This window comes from Dyella sp. OK004, assembly GCF_900114495.1.
In the GTDB taxonomy this organism is placed as follows: Bacteria; Pseudomonadota; Gammaproteobacteria; order Xanthomonadales; family Rhodanobacteraceae; genus Dyella_D.
The window spans coordinates 24,434-44,419 of the sequence record NZ_FOZI01000002.1 but is presented as its reverse complement, the minus strand read 5'-3'; the positions used below and the strand labels follow the sequence as shown (position 1 = coordinate 44,419).

Sequence of the window (19,986 nt, the reverse complement as noted above, 5' to 3'; positions counted from 1 at the left end):
TCGGCAAGACCACCACCACCCTGGAATTCAAGCAATGAGTGCCACGATCCATCCGCTTGCCGGCAAGTTAGCCCCGGCGTCACTACTGGTGGATGTGCCCAAGCTGCAGAGTGCTTATGCCAGCCTGCGGCCGGACCCTGGCGTGCCGACTCAGCGTGTGGCGTTTGGTACGTCGGGACATCGCGGCAGCTCGTTCGACCGCAGCTTCAACGAATGGCATGTGCTGGCGATCACTCAGGCGATTTGCGAATACCGCAAGCGCAAGGGCATCGACGGTCCGCTGTACATTGGTTTCGACACGCACGCGCTATCTCTGCCTGCCTTTGAAAGCGCGCTGGAAGTGTTGGCAGCTCAGAGTGTGGAGACGATGATCGCCAGGGGTGACGAGTTCACCCCGACACCCGCGATTTCCCACGCGATACTGACCTACAACCGCGGCCGCACCACGGGGCTGGCCGACGGCATCGTCATCACGCCATCGCACAATCCACCGGATAGCGGCGGCTTCAAATACAACCCGCCCAATGGCGGGCCAGCCGATACCGACGTTACTGGCTGGATCCAGGGCCGCGCCAATGCGTTGCTCGAAGGCGGCCTCAAAGAGGTGCGTCGCGTACCTGTTGAGCAAGCGCGCCGTGCGGCAACAACGCATTGGCACGATTTCATCGACGCGTATGTGCGTGACCTCGTTCATGTCATCGACTTCGACGCGATCCGGGTCAGCGGTGTCCACCTGGGTGTCGATCCGCTCGGGGGCGCCGGCGTGCATTACTGGGCGCCGATTGCTGAGCGATACAAACTCGACCTGACCGTGGTCAGCGAGGTGGTCGATCCCACGTTCCGGTTCATGACGGTGGACTGGGATGGCAAGATCCGGATGGATCCCTCGTCGTCGTATGCCATGCAGCGGCTGATCGATCTCAGGGATCGTTACGACGTGGCCTTCGCCTGCGATACAGACCATGATCGCCACGGCATCGTGACCCGGAGTGGCGGCTTGCTGCTGCCGAATCATTATCTGGCGGTGCTGGTCGACCATCTCTTCCAGCAGCGGCCGGCATGGAGCGCCGCGGCGGCCGTCGGCAAGACGGTGGTGAGCACCGCATCGATCGATCGCGTGGCGAAACGATTGGGGCGACAGCTCTACGAGGTGCCGGTGGGCTTCAAGTGGTTTGTCGATGGCTTGTTCGCTGGCTCATTGGGGTTCGGCGGCGAGGAAAGTGCAGGCGCATCGTTCTTGCGTAAGGATGGTTCCGTCTGGACGACCGATAAGGATGGCATCGCCGCGGCCCTGATGTCGGCCGAGATGACCGCACGCCATGGCCGCGATCCCAGCGAGTTGTACCGCCGGCTCGCCAGCGAGCTCGGAGATCCCGTTGCGGATCGCGTCGAGGCACCGGCAGATGCCGTGCAGAAATCGAAGCTGGCCAAGCTTTCACCAACGCAGGTCAAAAGCACCGAGCTGGCCGGCGAGAAGATTGAGCGCGTGCTCGACCGTGCGCCTGGAAACGGCGCAGCCATCGGTGGGATCAAGGTGATCTCCGCCAGCGGCTGGTTCGCCGCGCGGCCGTCAGGTACGGAAGACATCTACAAGATCTACGCAGAGAGTTTTCAGGACAAAGCGCATTTGGAAGCGTTGTTGCACGAGGCGCAGCAGATCGTTGACGTTGCACTAGACGCAACGTGAATCCAAGCCCCCAACCGTTTACGAAAGTTGGGGCGTACCAGCCAAGGTTAGGGGCTGTCGACAGGCTGCCAGTCGGCTACAAGGGCTTGACTCCAGACCTGGATCAGAGGTCTCGATCATGCCCATGAACACACAATCCCCTCCCTGGCTATCGATGCCGTCGCCAAGCGCGTCGGCGTTGCTATCGAAGTTGCGGTACCGAATTCGGCCGCCCCGGTAATACGGGGCGGCCGGTTTGCAGGTTTCAACGCGCAAGTATGGCGAAGCTGTCGACGGTCAGTCGTCGAGCAAGCCAAGATCGATGGAGTCCGCCATCGCCTGGTACCCCACGTCGTTGGGATGCAAATGATCGCCGCTGTCGTACGCGGGTAACAGGTTGGTGGGATTGGCCGGGTCGCGCACGACTTGGTCGAAATCGAGCACGCCATCGGCGCCGTTCGCCGAGCGCACGAAGGCATTGATGGCTTCGCGCTTCATTTCCCCTATGGCGTCGTAGGGCGAGGACCCATTGTCCGGATGGATCGGGCTATTTCCGCGAGGTGAAAGAAGTCAGCATTCCTTTGGAAGGTCGCATTCTCGCGGCGGCCGCCGCGCTGGTTTCGCTTCGTGCAGCACGGCCCTGGCGCGAAGCGCACATGGAACACGCTGCAAACGAACTGCTGATGACCGAAGCTGCTGCAGGCCGCTATGACGTTGGAGTCGTCCGTGCGCCTCTCGACAAGCCACGTTCTTCGGGTGCCAGGCTGCAGGTGGCGCCATCGGCCGGCCTGCTTACCGAGCGCGAGCGGGAAGTCCTTCGCTGCATCAGCCTGGGCGCGAGCAACAAGCTTGCCGCACAGAAGCTCTCCATCAGCCCCAGCACTGTACGCACCCACGTTGAAAGTGTGTTCCGGAAGTTGGAGTGCTCAACGCGCGCGGCGGCTACGTTGAAAGCTACGCAGTTGGGCTTGCTGTAGAGCAGGGTTGCGCTCCCGCGGCTCAGTCGTCCGGAGGGGCGTCTTCTGGCAGAGGGATGTGCCATTGGCTGACGGGTCTCCGGCTCGTTCTCATCGCTGATGCACAACGACTCGTTGCTGACGTACTACGTATGTGGACCTTCCACGTGAAAGGTCATGCAGCTACGAGGATGAAGATCATTCTTCAAAGCAAGCCCGATGCCAGTGGTAACTGTTGATGTTTTTCAAGAATTCGCAGGTAGGGTTTTCCCCAGGTCTCCCGTTATAGAAAGGTGATTGCACGACATACATGTGCACAGGGGCGCGTACGCCGGTAGCTGGCGTTGCGGGCAATATGGCTTGCTCTGGCGCTGACGGCGAATGCTGACGAAGTAGGAGTGTCTACCTTGCATACGCAACCGCGAACAACCATGGGTACGCAGAAAACCGTGGCTACTCAGACGTCGACGGTAATCATGAAGGGGTACCCCATCGTGGATGCCGCGGAGATCATGCCGATGGAGCCGGGTAGACAGCTGAACCTCGTTGTTTATCTCAGTCAGCGCAATACGGCAAAGCTGAAAAAGTATCTGCACGACGTCAGTCAGCCGGGAAGCCCGAGCTATCAGGAGTTCCTGACGCGAGAGCAGTTCAAAGCTGAGTTCGCGCCGACGGACGCTCAGGTGCTCGCAGTGGTTGCTTATCTGGAGAATGCGGGTTTTACCGACGTCAGGGTGGCACCGAACAACATGCGCGTAAATGCTGATGGCACCGCCATGAGCGTGAACGCCGCGTTCAACGCCGATATGCAAACATTCAATCTTCGCGGAAGGCGATGTTTTGCCAATGCGTCAGATGTAACTGTGCCGCAGTTGCTGGGCGACATCGTCCAATCAGTGCTCGGCTTGCAGGACGTCGAGACGGTACACATGATGTCTCGATCCATAACCGGCAACGTCGTGGCTTCCCGGTTCGCCGCAGCCAAAGTGACCCCCAGGCCAGTTGAACTTCCAGCGGTCCGTGATGCAGGAGGTACTGCGGAAGCATCGAACGCCGACGCGAATATCCTTGATTGGTACGAGTGCGATGTTGACAGTCATTGATCTGAATTCTGGGGACGGGCTACGGTCGTGATCGCAACATAAGATGCCAGAGCGTTTGACGGTTTGAGCATCGCGTTCTGAGTTTTGGGGGGAGTCCATTGCGCAAGGACGCGCTATCTCGGAACCGCATTCGCCCATCAGTCTGGGAGACTTCGATCACTAAATTCAGGTGATATTTGCGAGTGACGCTCGATGTGATCTATCTGTTGGTTGATGGTGAGTGGGAAGCAGATAAGGCATGTGGCAATGCCTTGGTTTAGAAGTAGGGTGGGTGTTGGCGCAAACCCGCCTTTTCTCACCGACACAACTCAGCAATCGGGCGTTGTGGATGTGAACGGAAATTCGATGAAAGCCGGCGGCGGCATCGATTTTTACGCCCCCAATGGACAAGAAAACCAAAAGTGGCTGCCCATCATCGCCGTGCTCGGAAGTCACGCCGCTTATTTTGCCAACGAGCAGGATAATCAGCTGTTGGACGTAAGGGGTGATCCGGGTGCCGCGAGTACGACGACCTCTGCGCACGATCTCGATCAATGGCCGCTCGATGGCGGGATCAATCAACGGTGGTCGGTGACGGTGCAAGGCAATCACTGACTCCGTACGAGGTAAGCCGGGCTATGCCGGGACTTACTTTAGTGCCGCATATACGGAAGGAATTTCGTGAAGACGCTGCGAGGTTCACAATGACTGATGCGTCGGTGTACTTCAGTGGGTGAGTTGCTCATGCTTCGCTAGTTGAATTAGCGGATGCAGCCTCTCAGTTGCGACATCGCGCTTGATAGCATCGATTAACGCCAGTGCGGCTTGTGACAGCCTGAAATCCCGTCGGTGCATGATGAAGACTTCCCGGCATATGATCGGGTCGAGCGGTGAGAACTGCATATTCATCGCCTGTGGATGGGAGGCGCCCAGACCGGACATGACGGCGACGCCCACTCCGCCGCTAGCCATCGCCAACTGCAGGGCAAGTGTGGATACCTCGACGCCATCGCGCATCCAGCTCACGATATCTGAACCCTTGCTGCTAAGCACATGCATGATGCTCGTATCATTGCTCTCGCGTAGCAGCGGAAGCTTCTCGAGCGCGGCTATGGTGACTGATTTTGGCAAACTGAAATGCTGCGGATTCGCTAGAACTCCAAGCGGCGCGGTCAGTAATTTGTCACAGAGCAGGTGCTCCGTATCGCCGATGGGCGAACCGATACCGAAATCGACCTCGCCGTGCATGGCGCGTCGCGTGATGCCGAGGCTATTGTCGGCCACCAACTGCACGCGCACTCGAGGAAACAATTTGGCGAATCTCGCCAGTACACCAGGCAGCACGGTGCAGCCAAATGCTTCGCCGACCGCCAGGCGGACGGTGCCGCGATGGCCGATGGATTCTTCTCGAATGATGTCGACGGCCTCGTCAAGGTCGTGCAATAACCGCTCGGCAATCGGCAGAAACCGCTCCCCTTCTGACGTAAGGCAGAGCCGGCGTGTGCTGCGCGCGAATAGCACGAAGCCGAGCTGATTCTCCATTTCCTGCAGCGCTCGGGTTAGTGCGGGTTGACTGAGATGCAAGGCTTCGCTGGCGCGCGAAATGTTGCCCAGCGTGGCAGTGGTCACGAACATCCTTAGCTGGCGCTGAGTCAGATTCATAACGTCGTTCTATAAATCATGGCGATCTTTGCATTGGACCTGAAAGTGCTCTCTGCATAGCCTGGGTCTATGAGAGATCCAGTCATGTTCCGCACAATTAAGCCGCGAAGAAAGGGCTGAGCAATCAACGTATTGCGTGTGGACACGATCGACAGCCGTCGATCAGGCCCAACGTAATCCGGCAGGGCCGTGCGGTCAATTCGAGCCTTCCACTACTGTGTTTGGGTATCCGAATTGGGGAGGGTCGGGCTGGCAGAATTTCATTAGAGGCGCAACCAGGGCAAGGTGCAACGTAGCACCTTTGAGTGGACCTGGGCGATATCGCGGGGGAGCCATATCGTGCTTAGCGCTCGCCGTCATTTTGTGTAACGAGTCCAATGGTGAGGTGGGCCAGAAGCGACGGGCGTCGATCATGCCGGTTCCTTGGCGGGATATCGACAAGGAGACCACGGCAGGCATTCGGATGGACCGCGACTTGCGCAAGGCGATCGAGTGCGGCGGGAGTGATCATGAAGGTCGTTCGATATTGCAGCGAGAACAAATCCTCTGCACTTAAGCGCAGGGTCGGCTCCAGTGGACTTCCAGGCTCGCACGCCTGATGGGGTGAGTGCGGGGTGAGCGTTCGGGCGCTGGTCTGCATCAGCGGGTCATGAATATCCGAGGCGTCGCCAGAATGATGGAAGTCGCGTGGTTAAAGGATGGGTGCGGCTTGAATGAGGAAAACGAACATGAAGACGCCTCATCTGCCCTGCTTTCAAGGGTGGGATTAGAAGACGACGATGTCATAGAGCGCCGCTTTGATAGTTTCGTTCGCGAGCATTACCACAACCTGGTGCAGTACTTACGGCGACGCACCAAAGGTGAGCAGGATGCCGAGGATGCGGCTCAGGAGAGCCTGGCCAAGTTGCTGCGCTACCGCACTTCTACGCCAGCGTCCGAATGGAAACTCCTGCTGTACCGCATCGCGACCAACGTTGCCCACGACCAAAGCCGATGTCAGCTGACCCATGCCGCCAAGGATCACATCGCGCTGGAGGGACGAGACATAGCGGCACCCGACCTTACGCCAGAGGATCGCGCTGCTCACGATCAGCAACTTGCCCTTATCACTAAGGCGATCCTGGCTCTTCCGCCCAAATGCCAGCAGGTCTATTTGCTGAAGCGGGTGCACGACATGAGCCGTGCTCAAATCGCGGAACACTGCAATATTTCAGTGAAAATGGTTGAAAAGCATCTCGCGAATGCGCTGATGCTTATAAGGCGTAATGTCTTCATGGAGACGGGAGAGACGTCGCCTTTCCCGCTCCAGCGGGCGAGAAAATCACAGTAGCAATGCTACCCGTTCTTGCCATCGTTGCTGTCCTCGCAAGAGCTAGGTCGTGCTTGTCCGATATCCGTAGCATCGATGAATGCCCTTCAAAAATTCCTAGGTAGGGTTTTCCCCGTGTCGCCCGTTATAGGGAGGGTGGCGGTATGGGTGGCACGTGTACAGGGGGCATCTTGCGTGCGTCGCTGCGGGCAATCCAGACGATAGGTCGCGTGATGGGGGGCGGCGTGCGTCATGTGGCTGCATCTGTGCCATTTGTTCTGGGCGTAACGGAATTTGCTAATGTCAAACCGTATGTTTGGTGCGGCGAGTTGCAAGGCCGCATGGGCGACAGTTCTGTCGCTGGCTATGTCGCTGACGGCGAATGCCTGTGATGAAAGGGCACCTACCCGTACACATGCAGCTATACCGCAGAACGCAGCTACTCAGGCTTCGACGGTGATCATGAAGGGCTATCCTGCAGTGGATGCCACGCAGAGCATGCCGATGGAGAAGGACAGGTGGCTGCACATCGTTGTTGATCTCAATCAACGCAATACGGCACAGCTACAAAAATATCTGAAAGATGTCATCTCGCCGGGAAGCCCGGGCTATCAAAAATTCCTGACACCGGAGCAGTTTAAGGCAAAATTTTCACCGACCGACGCTCAGGTATGCGCCGTTGTCGCTTATCTGGAGAAGTCTGGCTTCACTCGTATCCAGGTGGCGCCGAACAACATGCTCGTGGGTGCCGATGGCACTGCCATGAGCGTGGACGCTGCGTTCAACGCCAACATGCATACGTTCAATATCCGCGGGAAACAGCATTTTTCCAATGCGTCGGATGTGACCGTGCCTCGGTCGCTGGGCGGCATCGTGCAGTCAGTGCTCGGCTTGCAGGATGTTGTCGCGCCGCACGTGCTGCCGACGATCGGAACCTACAATTCCGTAGGCCCGCAGGCAGGAGACGCCAACACGAATCACGAGCCGGCAGCATCTCCGGCTATTCATAGTGCGAGCAGCAGTGCCGCCGCATCGAATCCCGAAGGGGATGCCATCGACTGGTACGGCCTCGAAGATCATTGATCTGATTGATACGGAGCTCGGACTATGACGATGATGCTAAGACTAACTCCGCATGGGCGGCAAACGACGAGCAGTGTGCATGGGTGATGTCGGCAGGCGCAGCTTGAACATCGTGTTCTGAGTACTTGGGGGAATTCATTGCGCAAGGACGCGTGTTCTCAGAACGGATTTTATCCAGCTAGGGTCACAAGCTTCGGCCACCGATCCTCGCTTATTTTATAGAGTCATTCCAGAGGGCGCGCGGTCATATTGACGCTTATTTCCTTGGAGGTCTGAACAAGACTACGCGGCTGTCATGATGTGTGGGAGGTTCGCTTGGTGCGGTGCGGAGTGATGCAGGGCGAGTTGCCTTCATCGCTCTTCAGTTGGTCCACCCCCTGAACCTTCCTCTACAGCCTAGACGTGGGTCGTGCCTGGCGTCTCCCACACATCATGACGGCTGCGTAGTCTTGTTCATGGGGCCTCTCAATGCATCGTCTCTGATGCACTTGAAGGGCGGGGCGAACTAACTATCAACGATGGCAGCCAGCTATTAGAAAGTACTTGACTGCATCTTGGTCGGCGTGGCTACCATGCTCATGCTAGGTGCAGTTTGATATTGCTTCATTCGGCATGGTCATTCCCGGGGAGGGCATGCGTGCACTGTTCTTTATGCTATTCGCCATTTGAGTATGGCCGCTTAAGCTGCACGACCAGCATCGGTGGTAACCGCGATGGCTGATTGTGGCTTCATGAGTATCGGGCCATCCCATGCGCCGATGTTGCATCCTGTCGATTCACGCTGCTGTAAATATTCGACCAGCGGTGTTCGTGCCGCATCTGGTTCGCGGTAGCTATGGTGTCGAACTCGGTAGGTTTTCGGCTTCGCTCCATTGATAGCGGCGTATGCGCGAGACGGATCCATTCGTAATTCATGGCCAGGCTTTTCTATGCGTAGAACTGGGAAAGTCAGAAGAAGTAAAGAAAGGCTCCGCGTTGCTTGCATAAACAAGGGAGATGACTGCTCCGTTGGTCTTTCGCGGCGGCTATGTACCGCCATCTGTGCAACGTTGATCCGGTCCGCATTCAGGCGCCATCGAGGCCTCGCCATAACAGCAGTAATGCTGACGCTCGCTACAGCCTCTGCATGGGCATCAGGGGCAACAGATTTATCTAGACACTACGTTGTCGTCCCAGGTGGCTTGTCTGATGCGCTCGACGCGCTTGCTTTGCAAGGCGACGTACAGATCGTCTACAACCCCGAGGTAGTGCGAGGAAAGATGGCGCACGGAGTGTCCGGATTTTTTTCCGCGGCGAGCGCTCTGAAGCATTTGCTCGAAGGCACTGGTTTAGATGTGAAGATGGCGGGTGAAAGAAGTTTTGTCGTTGTCCAGGGCGTATCTCCCGAGAGCGTAGGTAGACAACCTTCAGTCACCCCCGGAGGGCGGCCTCCCTACACACTGGACACGATAACCGTCAGTGGCGCATTGATCAGCAACGCTCAGATTCAGACCGCCACGCCGACGTTCACCATGACTGCCGAGGAAATCAATGCAAGAGGCTTCAGCAGTCTTGAAGAAGCTCTGCAAAGTTCAGTGCTGGCTTTGGGTCCGACACAAGGGCCGCAGTATTCATTTTCGTTTACTCAAGGAGCCCAGACGGTAAATTTTCTGGGTCTTGGGCCGGGTTTCACTCTCATCCTTCTCGACGGCAAGCCGCTGGCCAATTTCGGCATGTTGTACAACGGCACTTACAACTTTAATAACCTTGCCAATATTCCGATGTCATGGATCGATCATATCGACATCATGCCGGGCGGCGGTTCTTCGATCTATGGTTCCCAGGCCATCGCAGGCGTTATCAATATCGTCACTCGACAGCGGATGGAGGGTGGAGAAGTTTCGCTGCATGCGAATCGATTTACGGGTTCTGGAGGCGAAGGGCAGGGAGGGGATATCAGTTTTGGCCAGAGGTACGGCAGGTTCACTGTGCTGGGTGGGCTCGCGTTTGATCGTAGTGCACCTATCTGGGGCTACCAGCGTGGGTCAATCACCCACAACGCCAATCAAGACCGTGCGGCTGCTTCGCAAGCTGTCGTAGTGGATTTCGGAGGGATCCGCGCCTTCAATGGAAGGGCAGTGGGCTATCTGAGTCCTCCCGCGGGCTGTGATCGAGGTTTGTTTGGCGGTAGTACCGCGTTGGTCAATCCTCCTTCCACCCGCACTCATGGCCAGTACTGTGGCGCATTGATACAAAATTTCTCCACTCTCGCCGATGAAGGCCGGACCTATGACGGCCTTCTGAAGGTCAAATACGACGTTAACGAAAGCACGCGTCTGTACAGCGATATGCTGGTGGATTGGCAGGAGCAGCGATGGATGGCCGGCGTCCATAGATGGAAGAGCTCAAATCTTCCGGGACTGGGCCTTGTAGATGCGGACACGGGGCATGTTCTTCTGCTGGAGAGATACTTCGCTCCGGAAGAAATGCCCGGTGGCATACGCGGACAGATGCAGCGGCAGCACGATCTGCTGTATCAGTTTGATGTCGGCGCCAACGGGCGTTTTAGCAATCCGGACTGGTCCTGGGATATCTACTATCTGCGGTCTGGCGATCGAACCACCATAGTCGACTACGACCCTATAACCGCGCGGGTCAATCAATTCTTCACTAGAGAAATACTCGGCCCCGTGGTTGGCGTAGACCCGGCGACTGGATTCAGAAGCTATCGTCCCGATTACGCCGCTTTCTTTCGCCGCATTACACCAGCGCAATATGCTTCTTTCATCGAGCCTGTAAGCGATCTAAGTCAGAGCTGGATCAATAATACGCGCGCCTCAATAAGTAACGACCGCCTCTTTCATTTGCCCGGCGGAGATGCGGGCATGGCTGCTCTGGTCGAAGGGGGCAATGAGGCTTGGTACCAGCCCATCAATCCGCTCTATCTTGACGGAAGTGTATACGACCGCACTGCGGCTAGCGGTGGCGGCCGGCGCTCGCACCTGGCTTCGGCGATGGAGTTGAATCTTCCGTTGTTGCAACGATTGACGGCGGATTTATCGGTGCGCTACGACCGTTATGAGGTGGGTCGTGGCGGCTCAAGTCAGAAGGTTACCTACAAGGCGGGCCTGGAATGGAGGGCCTTGGACGCGTTATTGATCCGTGGCAACTATGCCACTGTCTTCAAGGCACCCGATATGTCGTCGCTCTTTCTGGGTCCGACCAGTAGCTATCAGCACGTGACTGACTATTACATATGCGCGTTGCAACATAGTCGCGATTGCAATGGCTACTCCCAATCAGTCAGAACGACGATTTCGGCCAACCCTTTCCTACGACCAGAGACAGCGAAAACCTGGACCTATGGCATCGTGTGGTCGCCTGGCGGCAACTTGAGTTTGAGTCTTGACTACCTGCATATCGCTATCCGGAACGAAGTGACTTTTCCGGACGGCAACTCCCTGATCCGCCATGAAGCATTGTGCCGGCTAGGTGAGGTGGACCCATCCTCGTCCGAATGCCGTGCATTGACCGACCCGATCAACGGACAGGTTCGCCGCGCCTCACGCGCCGACCCCGCTTACGTGCCCGGTGAGATCACGGGAATCACTGCGTACTATGCCAATCAGGCCGATGAAGTGACCGGATCCATTATCGCCAGCGCACGCTACCGCTTTGTCTGGCACGGAGTTGGTAGATTTGTGGCGCAAATGGACTACGGCGATATGCTCAAGCATACGTATCGGATGGGACCCGGCGGGCAGATGCTCAGCCGTCTTTCCGACCCGCAAAGTAGCTTCGATTTCAAGAGCGTCCTAAGCGGTTCGCTGAGCTGGGCGAGTCAAGATGGTCGCTGGAGCGGCACTCTGTATGGTCACCGTTACGGACCGACGCCCAACGCCAAGGCGATAAATCATGGTTTGACGGCGGCAGGAGCCGGGCGCACTTCCCCCTGGATCACCTATGACTGGAGCATGGCCTATATGCCTACTTCCGACCTGAAGCTATCCCTGCTTATCAACAACGTGACCGACAAGATGCCTGCAAAAGATCCGACGTACAGCGCGTTCCCGTATTTCAACGTCGATAGCTACAACGTCTACGGCCGGGAGATCATGTTGCAGGTGAAATGGCTATTCGGCCGCCATACCCATTGAGCTATCGGTCAGTCAGTTTCGGCGCAAATTTGTGCGACATCTCTGTATGGAAAGGATGGATCATGGCAATTGAAGCACTGCGGCCTTGTGATGTGGGTTGGGTCACTGTTGAAAGCCGGTGCTTGTCTAGACTCGTGAGTTGGTTGTTCTATGGGCTGGTCGAGTTCGGCGGGTAAAGGATGGGTGTGGTTTGAGTGCGGAAAACGAACGTGAAGAGGCGCCAGCCGCCCTGCATTCAACAGCGGGATTGGAAGACACCCGGGCCATAGAGCGCCGCTTCGATGGCTTTGTCCGCGATCATTACCGCAACCTGGTGCAGTTCTTACGGCGACGCACCAAAGGCGAGCAAGATGCCGAGGATGCGGCTCAAGAGAGCCTGGCCAAGTTGCTGCGCTACCGCACTTCAACGCCAGCGTCCGAATGGAAACTCCTGCTGTACCGCATCGCGACCAATGTTGCCCATGACCAAAGCCGATCTCAGCTGACCCATGCCGCCAAGGATCACGTTGCGCTGGATGGGCAGGAAATCGCGTCAATCGATCTCACGCCGGAGGAGCAGTTTGCCCGTGATCAACAACTCGCCCGGTTGACGGAGGCGATCCTGGCTCTTCCTCCCAAATGCCAGCAGGTCTATTTGCTCAAGCGGGTGCACGACATGAGTCGCGCGCAAATCGCGGAACACTGCAATATTTCGGTAAAAATGGTCGAAAAGCATCTCGCGAACGCACTGATATTGATAAGACGGAAGGTAGGCATTTCCACGATGGAAACGTTGTAATGGGCATGGACGAGGGGATGGCAGATATGGGTACGGGCTCTGGCTCGCACGAGCAGGCTGCGCATTGGTTGGCGCGTCTTCTGGATTCCGATGTCTCTGCCGAAGAACAGGCGGCATTCGAGCATTGGCGCGCGGCCAGCCCGGAAAACGACAGCGCATACCGGGAGATGGAGCGCTTGTGGGCGCAAAGTTCTGAGACGATCAAACACCCCGCCATTCTGGCGGCGGCAGATCGGGCCATGCGGTCTGATCGCCAACGGGCGCGTTTCCGCGGAAGCTGGCCGCTAAAGATTGCTCTCGCCGCGGCTGCTGTCCTGGTGGTTGGGGTATTTGCCTCACGATGGGCCGTCGTGCCCTCGGATCCTCTCGGTACGCATTACGCCTCGATGGCAGGGCAGCAGCGCACGCTGCACTTCAAGGATGGCTCGTCCGTTGTGCTCGATACGGATAGCGAAGTGGTCGAGCGCTACAGCGCGGGTACGCGCAGAGTAGACCTATTGCATGGCCGGGCGCAGTTCCAGGTCAAGGGTGATCATGCCTGGCCTTTTGTGGTGCATACCCAGGGGGGGACAGTTACTGCTGTAGGCACCCTTTTCCAGGTCCGTATGCAGGATAAGGTGGCCGCAGTGACCTTGCTTGAAGGAAGGCTGGAAGTGGTTGCGCCTCCCCGGAATGGAGCGTCGCAAACAAGATCGCTAACGGCGGGGCAGCAGGTGAAATACGATCGATCAGGGCAGATGTCAGCCGTGCATGATGCCGATCGGCCATTGGCTGAGGGCTGGACGACGGGCAGATTGGTTGTCCACGACTGGCGCCTCTCGGAACTCGTGGCAGAGATGAATCGCTACAGCGCAATGCAACTAATCGTTGCCGATCCGTCACTGGAAGACATACACATCAGTGGTAATTTTTCTGCGGGCGACCAGACGTCGTTGATCCAGATGCTGCAACAAGGTTGGCCGATAGCGGTCCATCAAGTTTCCGATAGAAAAGTGGAGTTGGTTCGACGCCACTAGACGTGTAGATGTCTTCTCTACTTGTTTCATAGAGCATCGGCATTTGTGATGTCGATCAATACTTCCAGGGTAGGGTTTTCTTTCCGCCTCTCGTTGTATAGAAGGCGCCCCCGATGCCGGTATGCCTCCCCAGTGGTCTCTCATGCACGGTATGCCGGCATCGGGCGCGCATGCGTGCGGAACTACGGTCAATTCTATTGTCGCGGCATCTCCCAACTTTCCGGTCCACTGACATTGATGACAGCCCGTTGGAGACCTCGTTCACGGTCGATGATGTGAGCTTGGACATTAAGTAAGAAGTGGCGCGACGTCGCGCTGTTGTTGTCTGGTCATACGCATCTCGTAGTGCGTATTACGATTTAGGCTCATAACGAAGCTGATCGTGCGCAAGTTTTTTTGCCGACCACTCGCGTCGGTCGAGAAGCGAGTTTCCGCCATAAAAGCGGACAAGCTGCGACGCAGCTCGACGTCTTCGCTCAGTCGGGCTGTCGCAGTCGAGCGAGGCGCGTCGGGTTGTGCATGATCACCTTCAGTCCGATCGCGATTTCAGCTCGTACGAGATGGATCGTTCGCAAATTCTTGTCACTCATCTTCGCCAGTCGAACAAAAGGTTTCCGCGCATAAGAAAGTGGATCGGACGCGACGCGGCTCGACGTTCTCGCTGCTTTGTCCACATGGCATAGGCATTGGCGGCGCCTTTCAAAAATCACCAGGTAGGGTTTTGTGTCCATCTCCCGTTGTAGGGAGGGCGACGCGAATAAATACCGATGAACACGGAATGTTGGAGGCATCGGTATCGGAGGGGTTTGAGGGTCGCTGGACCATCCTTGTGAATAAAGGACCGCACTCGCCTGCGGCAATGACTAATGCATAGGGCTTATGTGGCCACCTCGGCTTCGTTTGCCTCAATACAACATGGTGGGGAGTTCACAGATGTCAAACGTTATTCGTTCTTTGGGGAGTCGCAAGGCGTTGTTGCCGGCAGCTTTGTCGGTGGCGTTGTTGTCCATGTCAGCGCACGCCGACAATTCCTGGGTATCGACACGCACGCATGCGGGCATCAAGGACAGCACTGCAAACGCTTCTACATTGGTGATGACCGGCCATCCGTCGGTTGACGCAAGGCAGATCATGCCGCTGGAGCAGAGCAAGCCGCTGCACATCGAAGTCAGCTTGAGCCTACGCAATGCCGACCAGTTGCAGAGCTTTCTACAGTCAGTGAACCAGCCAGGCAGCGCGAGCTATCATCAGTTCCTGACGCCAGAGCAATTCAAGGCGCAGTACGCACCGACCGATGCGCAGGTGAAGGCCGTGGTGGCCCATCTGGAAGCCAGCGGCTTCCGTAACATTACGGTGGCACCGAACAACATGCTGGTGTCGGCTGACGGCCATGCCGCCAACGCCAACGCTGCGTTCAACGCCAACATGAAGACCTTCAGCTTCAAGGGCGAGCAGCGCTACGCCAATGCCGCCGATGCCACCGTGCCGCAATCTCTGGGCGGCATCGTGGAATCTGTGCTGGGCCTGCAGGATTTCGTCAGGCCGCATGTGATGTATCACAAAATGAGCAACGCTGTTGCCCAGCCGCAGGCCGGGGCCGCGGGTAGCCAGCAGGTCGGCCACAATCCGACGGATTTCGCGAAAATCTACGATGCCGGCAACACGGTTACGGCGTCCAAGACCACCGTCGGCATCATTACCTGGGGCGACATGACCCAGCCGATTGCTGACTTGAAGACCTTCACAACGAATGCCGGTATGGCGACGGTCAATACGAAGACGGTCACGGTGGGCAACGCGGGCGTCTCGGACGACGCCAATGGCGATGGCGAATGGGCATTGGATAGCCAGGACATCGTCGGCGTTTCTGGCGGCGTCAAGCAGCTGATTTTCTATGCGGCGGCCAACGGCGTCGGCAACGCCAGCCTGACCGACGCAGCCATCACCGCGGCCTATAACAAGGCGGTGACCGACAAAGTCGCCACGGTCATCAACGTGTCGCTGGGTGAAGACGAAACAGCTGCCGACAATAGCGGCACGCTGGCGGCGGACGATAAGGTATTCGCACAGGCGGTTGCACAAGGCCAGACGTTCTCAGTGTCTTCCGGTGACGCGGGCGTTTACCAGTGGTCGAACGACGGCGATCCCGGCTATGTCGCCGATGGCAACGGTGTGGTGAAGATCGACCTAACCCATTACAGCGTGAGTGAGCCCGCAACCTCGCCGAATGTCGTCGCCGTGGGCGGCACCACGCTGAGCACCGTGGGTACCACCGCGTGGTCCGGTGAAACGGTGTGGAACGAAGGGCTGGCTCCCGACAACGCTGGCAATGAGCGCCTGTGGGCGACCGGTGGTGGCGTCAGTCTGTTCGAGCCCGCACCGAAGTGGCAGACCACCGCACTGGGTGCAACGGTGACCAAGCGTCAGGTGCCGGACGTAGCGTTCGATGCCGCTCAGGTCTCCGGCGCCAAAATCGTCATTAACGGCGTCGCAGACCAGCTGGTGGGTGGCACCAGCCTTGCCTCGCCAATCTTCGTGGGCATCTGGGCGCGCATCGAGTCGGCCAACAACAACTCGCTGGGTCTGCCGACGCAGAACATGTACGCCCACTTCCCAACGGATGCCGCGCCGCTGCATGACGTGACCTCGGGCAACAACGGTTACGGCGGTCACGGTTATAGCGCCAAAGCCGGTTATGACAACTCCACCGGTTGGGGCAGCCTGGATATCGCCAAGTTCAACGCCTATGTCACCAAGTATTGGGGTGGCGGCAACGTGGGTGGTACCCCGACGGCCAATTTCAGTGCCACCACCAATGGCCTGACGGCGACCTTCACCGATAGCTCCACCGATGCGGGCGGCACGATCACCTCGCACGCGTGGACCTTCGGCGACAACGGTACTTCGACCGCCACCAGCCCGAGTCACACCTATGCGGCGGCCGGTACCTACAGCGTGACCGAGACGGTGACCGACAGCGCAAGCGGCAAGACCAGCAGCAAGACGGTATCGGTGACGGTCAGCAAGCCCGCAACGAACATCATCGCCGCCAATAGCACCTTGTGCTTGAACGTGGCCAGCAACACGTCGGGTGCGGGTGTCATCCAGTCGCCCTGCGCGGCCACCGGCAATGAGCTGTGGACGCTGGTGCCGGTGGGCAGCTACTACCACCTGGTTGCCAAGGGTAGTGGGCAGTGCCTCAACGTGCCGGGCAGCTCGACGGCTACGGGTACGCAGCTGATCCAGTACGGGTGCCAGGGTAGTAGCTCGACCAATGATCAGTGGAGCCTGGTGGCGGTGGGCAGTCGCTATCACCTTGTTTCTCGTAGCAGCGGCTTGTGCGCCAATATAAATGGTGGCTCCAACAGCGCTGGCGCCAAGGTGATTCAGTGGAGCTGCCAGTCGGCGTCCACGACGAACGATCAGTTCACGTTGTAATCGCTCGGTATGGCGGAGGCCAGTGCGAAGCTGGAGGACGCGGCGCCATCAACAACTGGAGCTTGGTGTTGATAATGTGAATGGCGTCGGATGAAAACGAAGGGCCCGACCGAGAGGTCGGGCCTTTTTTCGTCAGAACGAGAGAGAGTCGCCCGAGTGCGAATGGCTTTGTCGGCGGAATATGAGCTGCGCGGGTTTGAACCGTCTGTCTCCGCGCGCGGCACATCAATAGGGCGCCGCGATGCGCCCACTCGATGCTTGGTGAGCTATGTATATCGCTGCTTTTCTCATGGGGAGAAGATGCGCCGAGGAGTTGATCTTTCGCTGGGAGAGATGCGCATCGGCGGTGATTTCTCTGCCAGCACCCAACCATCGTTGATCTCGATGTTGTAGCAAGATTGGCCGATAGCGGCCCACCGAGTTTATGAGGAGAAAGTTAAGGCTGGTGCCACACTGCCAGGCATTTGGACGTACTTTTTTTCTCCCAGAACGCATACGCATTTGTGATCTCGTTCAATAATCTCTAGGTAGGGTTTTCTTTCCACCTCTCGTTATATAGAGGTCACCGCTACGACATGCCGTGCACAGAGAAATCGGGGGCTGGCGTGTTGGCAACGGGGCGTGGGGAAGACATGTTTGTTAGGTCAAGGGCCGCATCTCGTTGCGGCAACCAGCATGGGGTCCAGGCGGCCGCATAGGGTGCGCTTGCCTCAAAACCTAAAACCGGGAGTTCATCATGAGCGTTCGTTTGATTCAGGCAGCTACCTTCTCAGCCTTGCTTACGCTGGCTGCGAGTGCAGTCGCCACTGAAGGCAACAGCGGCAATCAGGCCGCGCAGAAAAACAGTCACGCATATCGGCACGGCGTGGTCGTTCCCGCCAACAAGGACATCATCAACTATCGCAAGAGTCATGACGGTTTGATGGTGGCCACGCCGGCCGCCAAGGCTGCGGCCGCCGCCAACCTGATGAGCTACGGTGGTGGCGATGCCAACGGTAATGGCGTCACCAGCGGCAAGCCGCGCGTCTACCTGGTGGTTTATGGCAACCAGTGGGGCAATCTCACCACCGATGCCGCCACCGGGTTGGTCTCGCTGAGCAAAGATAATGCGGGTGTGGTTCCCTACTTGCAGAAATTCTTCAAGGGTCTCGGTACCGGAGGAGAGTTATGGTCCGGCGTCATGACCCAGTACTGCGATGGCCCGAACGTTACCGCCGGTGCGACGGTATGCCCGAATAATGCGAGCTTCGTGGGCTATCCCACCGGCGGTGCCTATGCCGGTATCTGGTACGACAACGCGGCCGCTTCACCAAGTAGCGCCACGTCGGCGCAGCTGGCCGCCGAGGCAGTCGCCGCCGCCAAGCATTTTGGCAACACCACGGCCGCCTCTAATCGTTACGTGCAATACGTCATCTTGTCCCCTACGGGGAGCACTCCTGATGGGTTCAATACTCCAAACGGCACCTTTTGCGCTTATCACAGCTCAACCAGCGATGCCAACGCGGGCTCCATCGCCTACACCAATATGCCCTACGTGAACGACATCGACGCTGGTGGGCAATATACGTGCGGTGAGCACGGCGTTAATGCCGGCGCAGCAGGAACGCTCGACGGATTCTCGATTACTGAGGGCCACGAGTACGCAGAGACCATTACTGACCAGTTCTTCCCCAATGGCAACGCGGCGGGCTGGACCGACCCGAATGGCCAAGAGAACGGCGATCTTTGTGCCCTGGCCGCGGGTGGCGCCTTACAGAACATGAAGAGCGGTCAGGGCAGCTTCGCTGTCCAGGGCACGTGGTCCAACGACACGGCCAAGTGCGAATTCGTTCACGCGATCGTCGGCGCTGCTGTTGGCGGGACGCCGACGGCCAACTTCAGTGCCACCACCAATGGCCTGACGGCGACCTTCACCGATAGCTCCACCGATGCGGGTGGCACGATCACCTCGCACGCATGGACCTTTGGCGACAACGGCACTTCGACCGCCACCAGCCCAAGCCACACTTACGCGGCCGCTGGCACTTACAGCGTGACCGAGACGGTGACCGACAGCGCAAGCGGCAAGACCAGCAGCAAGACGGTATCGGTGACGGTCAGCAAGCCCGCAACGAACATCATCGCCGCCAATAGCAGCTTGTGCTTGAACGTGGCCACCAACTCGTCGGGCGCCGGCGTGATCCAGTCGCCGTGTGCGGCCACCGGCAATGAGCTGTGGACGCTGGTGCCAGTGGGTAGCTACTACCACCTGGTTGCCAAGGGCAGCGGGCTGTGCCTCAACGTGCCGGGCAGCTCGACGGCTACGGGTACGCAGCTGATCCAGTATGGGTGCCAGGGCAGTAGCTCGACCAATGATCAGTGGAGCCTGATGGCGGTGGGTGGTCGCTATCACATCGTTTCCCGTAGCAACGGCTTGTGCGTGAATATCTCGGGCAATTCCAGTAGCTCAGGCGCCAAGGTGATCCAGTGGACGTGCCAGTCGTCAACCTCGACGAACGATCAGTTCACGTTCTAATCGTTGTTGGCGACATCAGCTTGACCGTGCCGTGAGGCACTAAGGAATGCGGCAAACTGGAAGCTTGCCGGACAGGGATGGAAATGGGGCTGCGAAAGCAGCCCCATTTTTTTATTGGATCGACGATTTAAGTATGCGTTTCGTTGGGCAGGCCAATCGCTCTGTGGTGAGATTCTGAGGAAAGGCCCTGCGATTGCGGCTCAGAAATTTTATCTGGCGACAGATCAGCGCAGATGCACTAGCGCTAACATGCGCTGTGCTGCTTCAGCGCGCGGGTCTCGGCGGTCGGGAGGTAGCGCACCTTAAGCACACCGCCATGCGGTGTGATAAGGGCTTCTTCGGGGG

The 19,986-nt window shown here is 57.9% G+C and carries 13 protein-coding genes and 1 pseudogene; 12 read left to right on the top strand and 2 right to left on the bottom strand.

The window, feature by feature from the left end; genetic code table 11:
* Nucleotides 1-34: 34 nt before the first annotated feature.
* A complete protein-coding gene (pgm, locus tag BM338_RS06950) occupies nucleotides 35-1,687 on the top strand; it encodes a phosphoglucomutase (alpha-D-glucose-1,6-bisphosphate-dependent) (RefSeq protein ID WP_090450178.1) in 1,653 nt (550 codons plus the stop codon).
* Nucleotides 1,688-1,963: 276 nt separating this feature from the next.
* Here pgm and BM338_RS06945 read toward each other — a convergent pair whose 3' ends face one another.
* Nucleotides 1,964-2,209, bottom strand: a complete 246-nt coding sequence (locus BM338_RS06945) for an SGNH/GDSL hydrolase family protein (RefSeq protein WP_343124160.1) — start codon at nucleotides 2,207-2,209, stop codon at nucleotides 1,964-1,966.
* A 5-nt stretch (nucleotides 2,210-2,214) separates the two neighbouring features.
* Here BM338_RS06945 and BM338_RS21885 point away from each other — a divergent pair.
* From BM338_RS21885 to BM338_RS06930, 4 genes and pseudogenes are all read left to right on the top strand, one after another.
* A pseudogene (locus BM338_RS21885) lies at nucleotides 2,215-2,370 on the top strand (LuxR family transcriptional regulator); the annotation flags it as partial.
* Nucleotides 2,350-2,643: a response regulator transcription factor gene (locus BM338_RS06940; RefSeq protein ID WP_343124159.1), complete on the top strand. Its 294-nt coding sequence runs from the start codon at nucleotides 2,350-2,352 to the stop codon at nucleotides 2,641-2,643. The pseudogene BM338_RS21885 and the gene BM338_RS06940, both read left to right, overlap by 21 nt.
* A gap of 410 nt (nucleotides 2,644-3,053) precedes the next feature.
* Nucleotides 3,054-3,725, top strand: a complete 672-nt coding sequence (locus tag BM338_RS06935; RefSeq protein ID WP_090450175.1) for a protease pro-enzyme activation domain-containing protein — start codon at nucleotides 3,054-3,056, stop codon at nucleotides 3,723-3,725.
* Between the two features lie 345 nt (nucleotides 3,726-4,070).
* Nucleotides 4,071-4,319: an RICIN domain-containing protein gene (locus BM338_RS06930; RefSeq protein ID WP_090450174.1), complete on the top strand. Its 249-nt coding sequence runs from the start codon at nucleotides 4,071-4,073 to the stop codon at nucleotides 4,317-4,319.
* A gap of 111 nt (nucleotides 4,320-4,430) precedes the next feature.
* On the opposite strand, the gene BM338_RS06925 is transcribed toward BM338_RS06930, so the two are convergent.
* Nucleotides 4,431-5,366: a LysR family transcriptional regulator gene (locus BM338_RS06925; protein ID WP_090450173.1), complete on the bottom strand. Its 936-nt coding sequence runs from the start codon at nucleotides 5,364-5,366 to the stop codon at nucleotides 4,431-4,433.
* Between the two features lie 649 nt (nucleotides 5,367-6,015).
* Between BM338_RS06925 and BM338_RS06920 the strand changes: the two genes are divergently transcribed.
* The 7 genes from BM338_RS06920 (at nucleotide 6,016) to BM338_RS06890 (ending at nucleotide 19,641) form a co-directional block, all read left to right on the top strand.
* Nucleotides 6,016-6,696: an RNA polymerase sigma factor gene (locus BM338_RS06920; protein ID WP_090450172.1), complete on the top strand. Its 681-nt coding sequence runs from the start codon at nucleotides 6,016-6,018 to the stop codon at nucleotides 6,694-6,696.
* A 279-nt stretch (nucleotides 6,697-6,975) separates the two neighbouring features.
* Entirely contained in the window at nucleotides 6,976-7,758 is a 783-nt protein-coding gene (locus BM338_RS06915; RefSeq protein ID WP_090450171.1) for a protease pro-enzyme activation domain-containing protein, read from the top strand.
* Nucleotides 7,759-8,939: 1,181 nt separating this feature from the next.
* Entirely contained in the window at nucleotides 8,940-11,894 is a 2,955-nt protein-coding gene (locus BM338_RS06910) for a TonB-dependent receptor (RefSeq protein ID WP_177229260.1), read from the top strand.
* A gap of 190 nt (nucleotides 11,895-12,084) precedes the next feature.
* Complete coding sequence (locus BM338_RS06905; protein WP_177229259.1) at nucleotides 12,085-12,672, top strand: RNA polymerase sigma factor; 588 nt, start codon at nucleotides 12,085-12,087, stop codon at nucleotides 12,670-12,672.
* Between the two features lie 17 nt (nucleotides 12,673-12,689).
* Nucleotides 12,690-13,688, top strand: coding sequence for a FecR family protein (locus BM338_RS06900; protein WP_177229258.1), 999 nt, complete (start codon nucleotides 12,690-12,692; stop codon nucleotides 13,686-13,688).
* Between the two features lie 933 nt (nucleotides 13,689-14,621).
* On the top strand, nucleotides 14,622-17,126 hold the full coding sequence (locus tag BM338_RS06895) for a protease pro-enzyme activation domain-containing protein (RefSeq protein ID WP_177229257.1): 2,505 nt from the start codon (nucleotides 14,622-14,624) through the stop codon (nucleotides 17,124-17,126).
* A 736-nt stretch (nucleotides 17,127-17,862) separates the two neighbouring features.
* Entirely contained in the window at nucleotides 17,863-19,641 is a 1,779-nt protein-coding gene (locus tag BM338_RS06890) for an RICIN domain-containing protein (RefSeq protein ID WP_090450166.1), read from the top strand.
* Nucleotides 19,642-19,986 lie beyond the last annotated feature (345 nt).

Bases quoted from the DNA above. Each gene is read 5' to 3' on its own strand.
- pgm (WP_090450178.1), top strand. From the start codon at position 35: ATGAGTGCCACGATCCATCCGCTTGCCGGCAAGTTAGCCCCGGCGTCA.
- BM338_RS06940 (WP_343124159.1), top strand. From the start codon at position 2,350: ATGACCGAAGCTGCTGCAGGCCGCTATGACGTTGGAGTCGTCCGTGCG.
- BM338_RS06930 (WP_090450174.1), top strand. From the start codon at position 4,071: ATGAAAGCCGGCGGCGGCATCGATTTTTACGCCCCCAATGGACAAGAA.
- BM338_RS06890 (WP_090450166.1), top strand. From the start codon at position 17,863: ATGAGCGTTCGTTTGATTCAGGCAGCTACCTTCTCAGCCTTGCTTACG.
- BM338_RS06900 (WP_177229258.1), top strand. From the start codon at position 12,690: ATGGCAGATATGGGTACGGGCTCTGGCTCGCACGAGCAGGCTGCGCAT.
- BM338_RS06925 (WP_090450173.1), bottom strand. From the start codon at position 5,366: ATGAATCTGACTCAGCGCCAGCTAAGGATGTTCGTGACCACTGCCACG.
- BM338_RS06920 (WP_090450172.1), top strand. From the start codon at position 6,016: ATGAATATCCGAGGCGTCGCCAGAATGATGGAAGTCGCGTGGTTAAAG.
- BM338_RS06895 (WP_177229257.1), top strand. From the start codon at position 14,622: ATGTCAAACGTTATTCGTTCTTTGGGGAGTCGCAAGGCGTTGTTGCCG.
- BM338_RS06915 (WP_090450171.1), top strand. From the start codon at position 6,976: ATGTCAAACCGTATGTTTGGTGCGGCGAGTTGCAAGGCCGCATGGGCG.
- BM338_RS06935 (WP_090450175.1), top strand. From the start codon at position 3,054: ATGGGTACGCAGAAAACCGTGGCTACTCAGACGTCGACGGTAATCATG.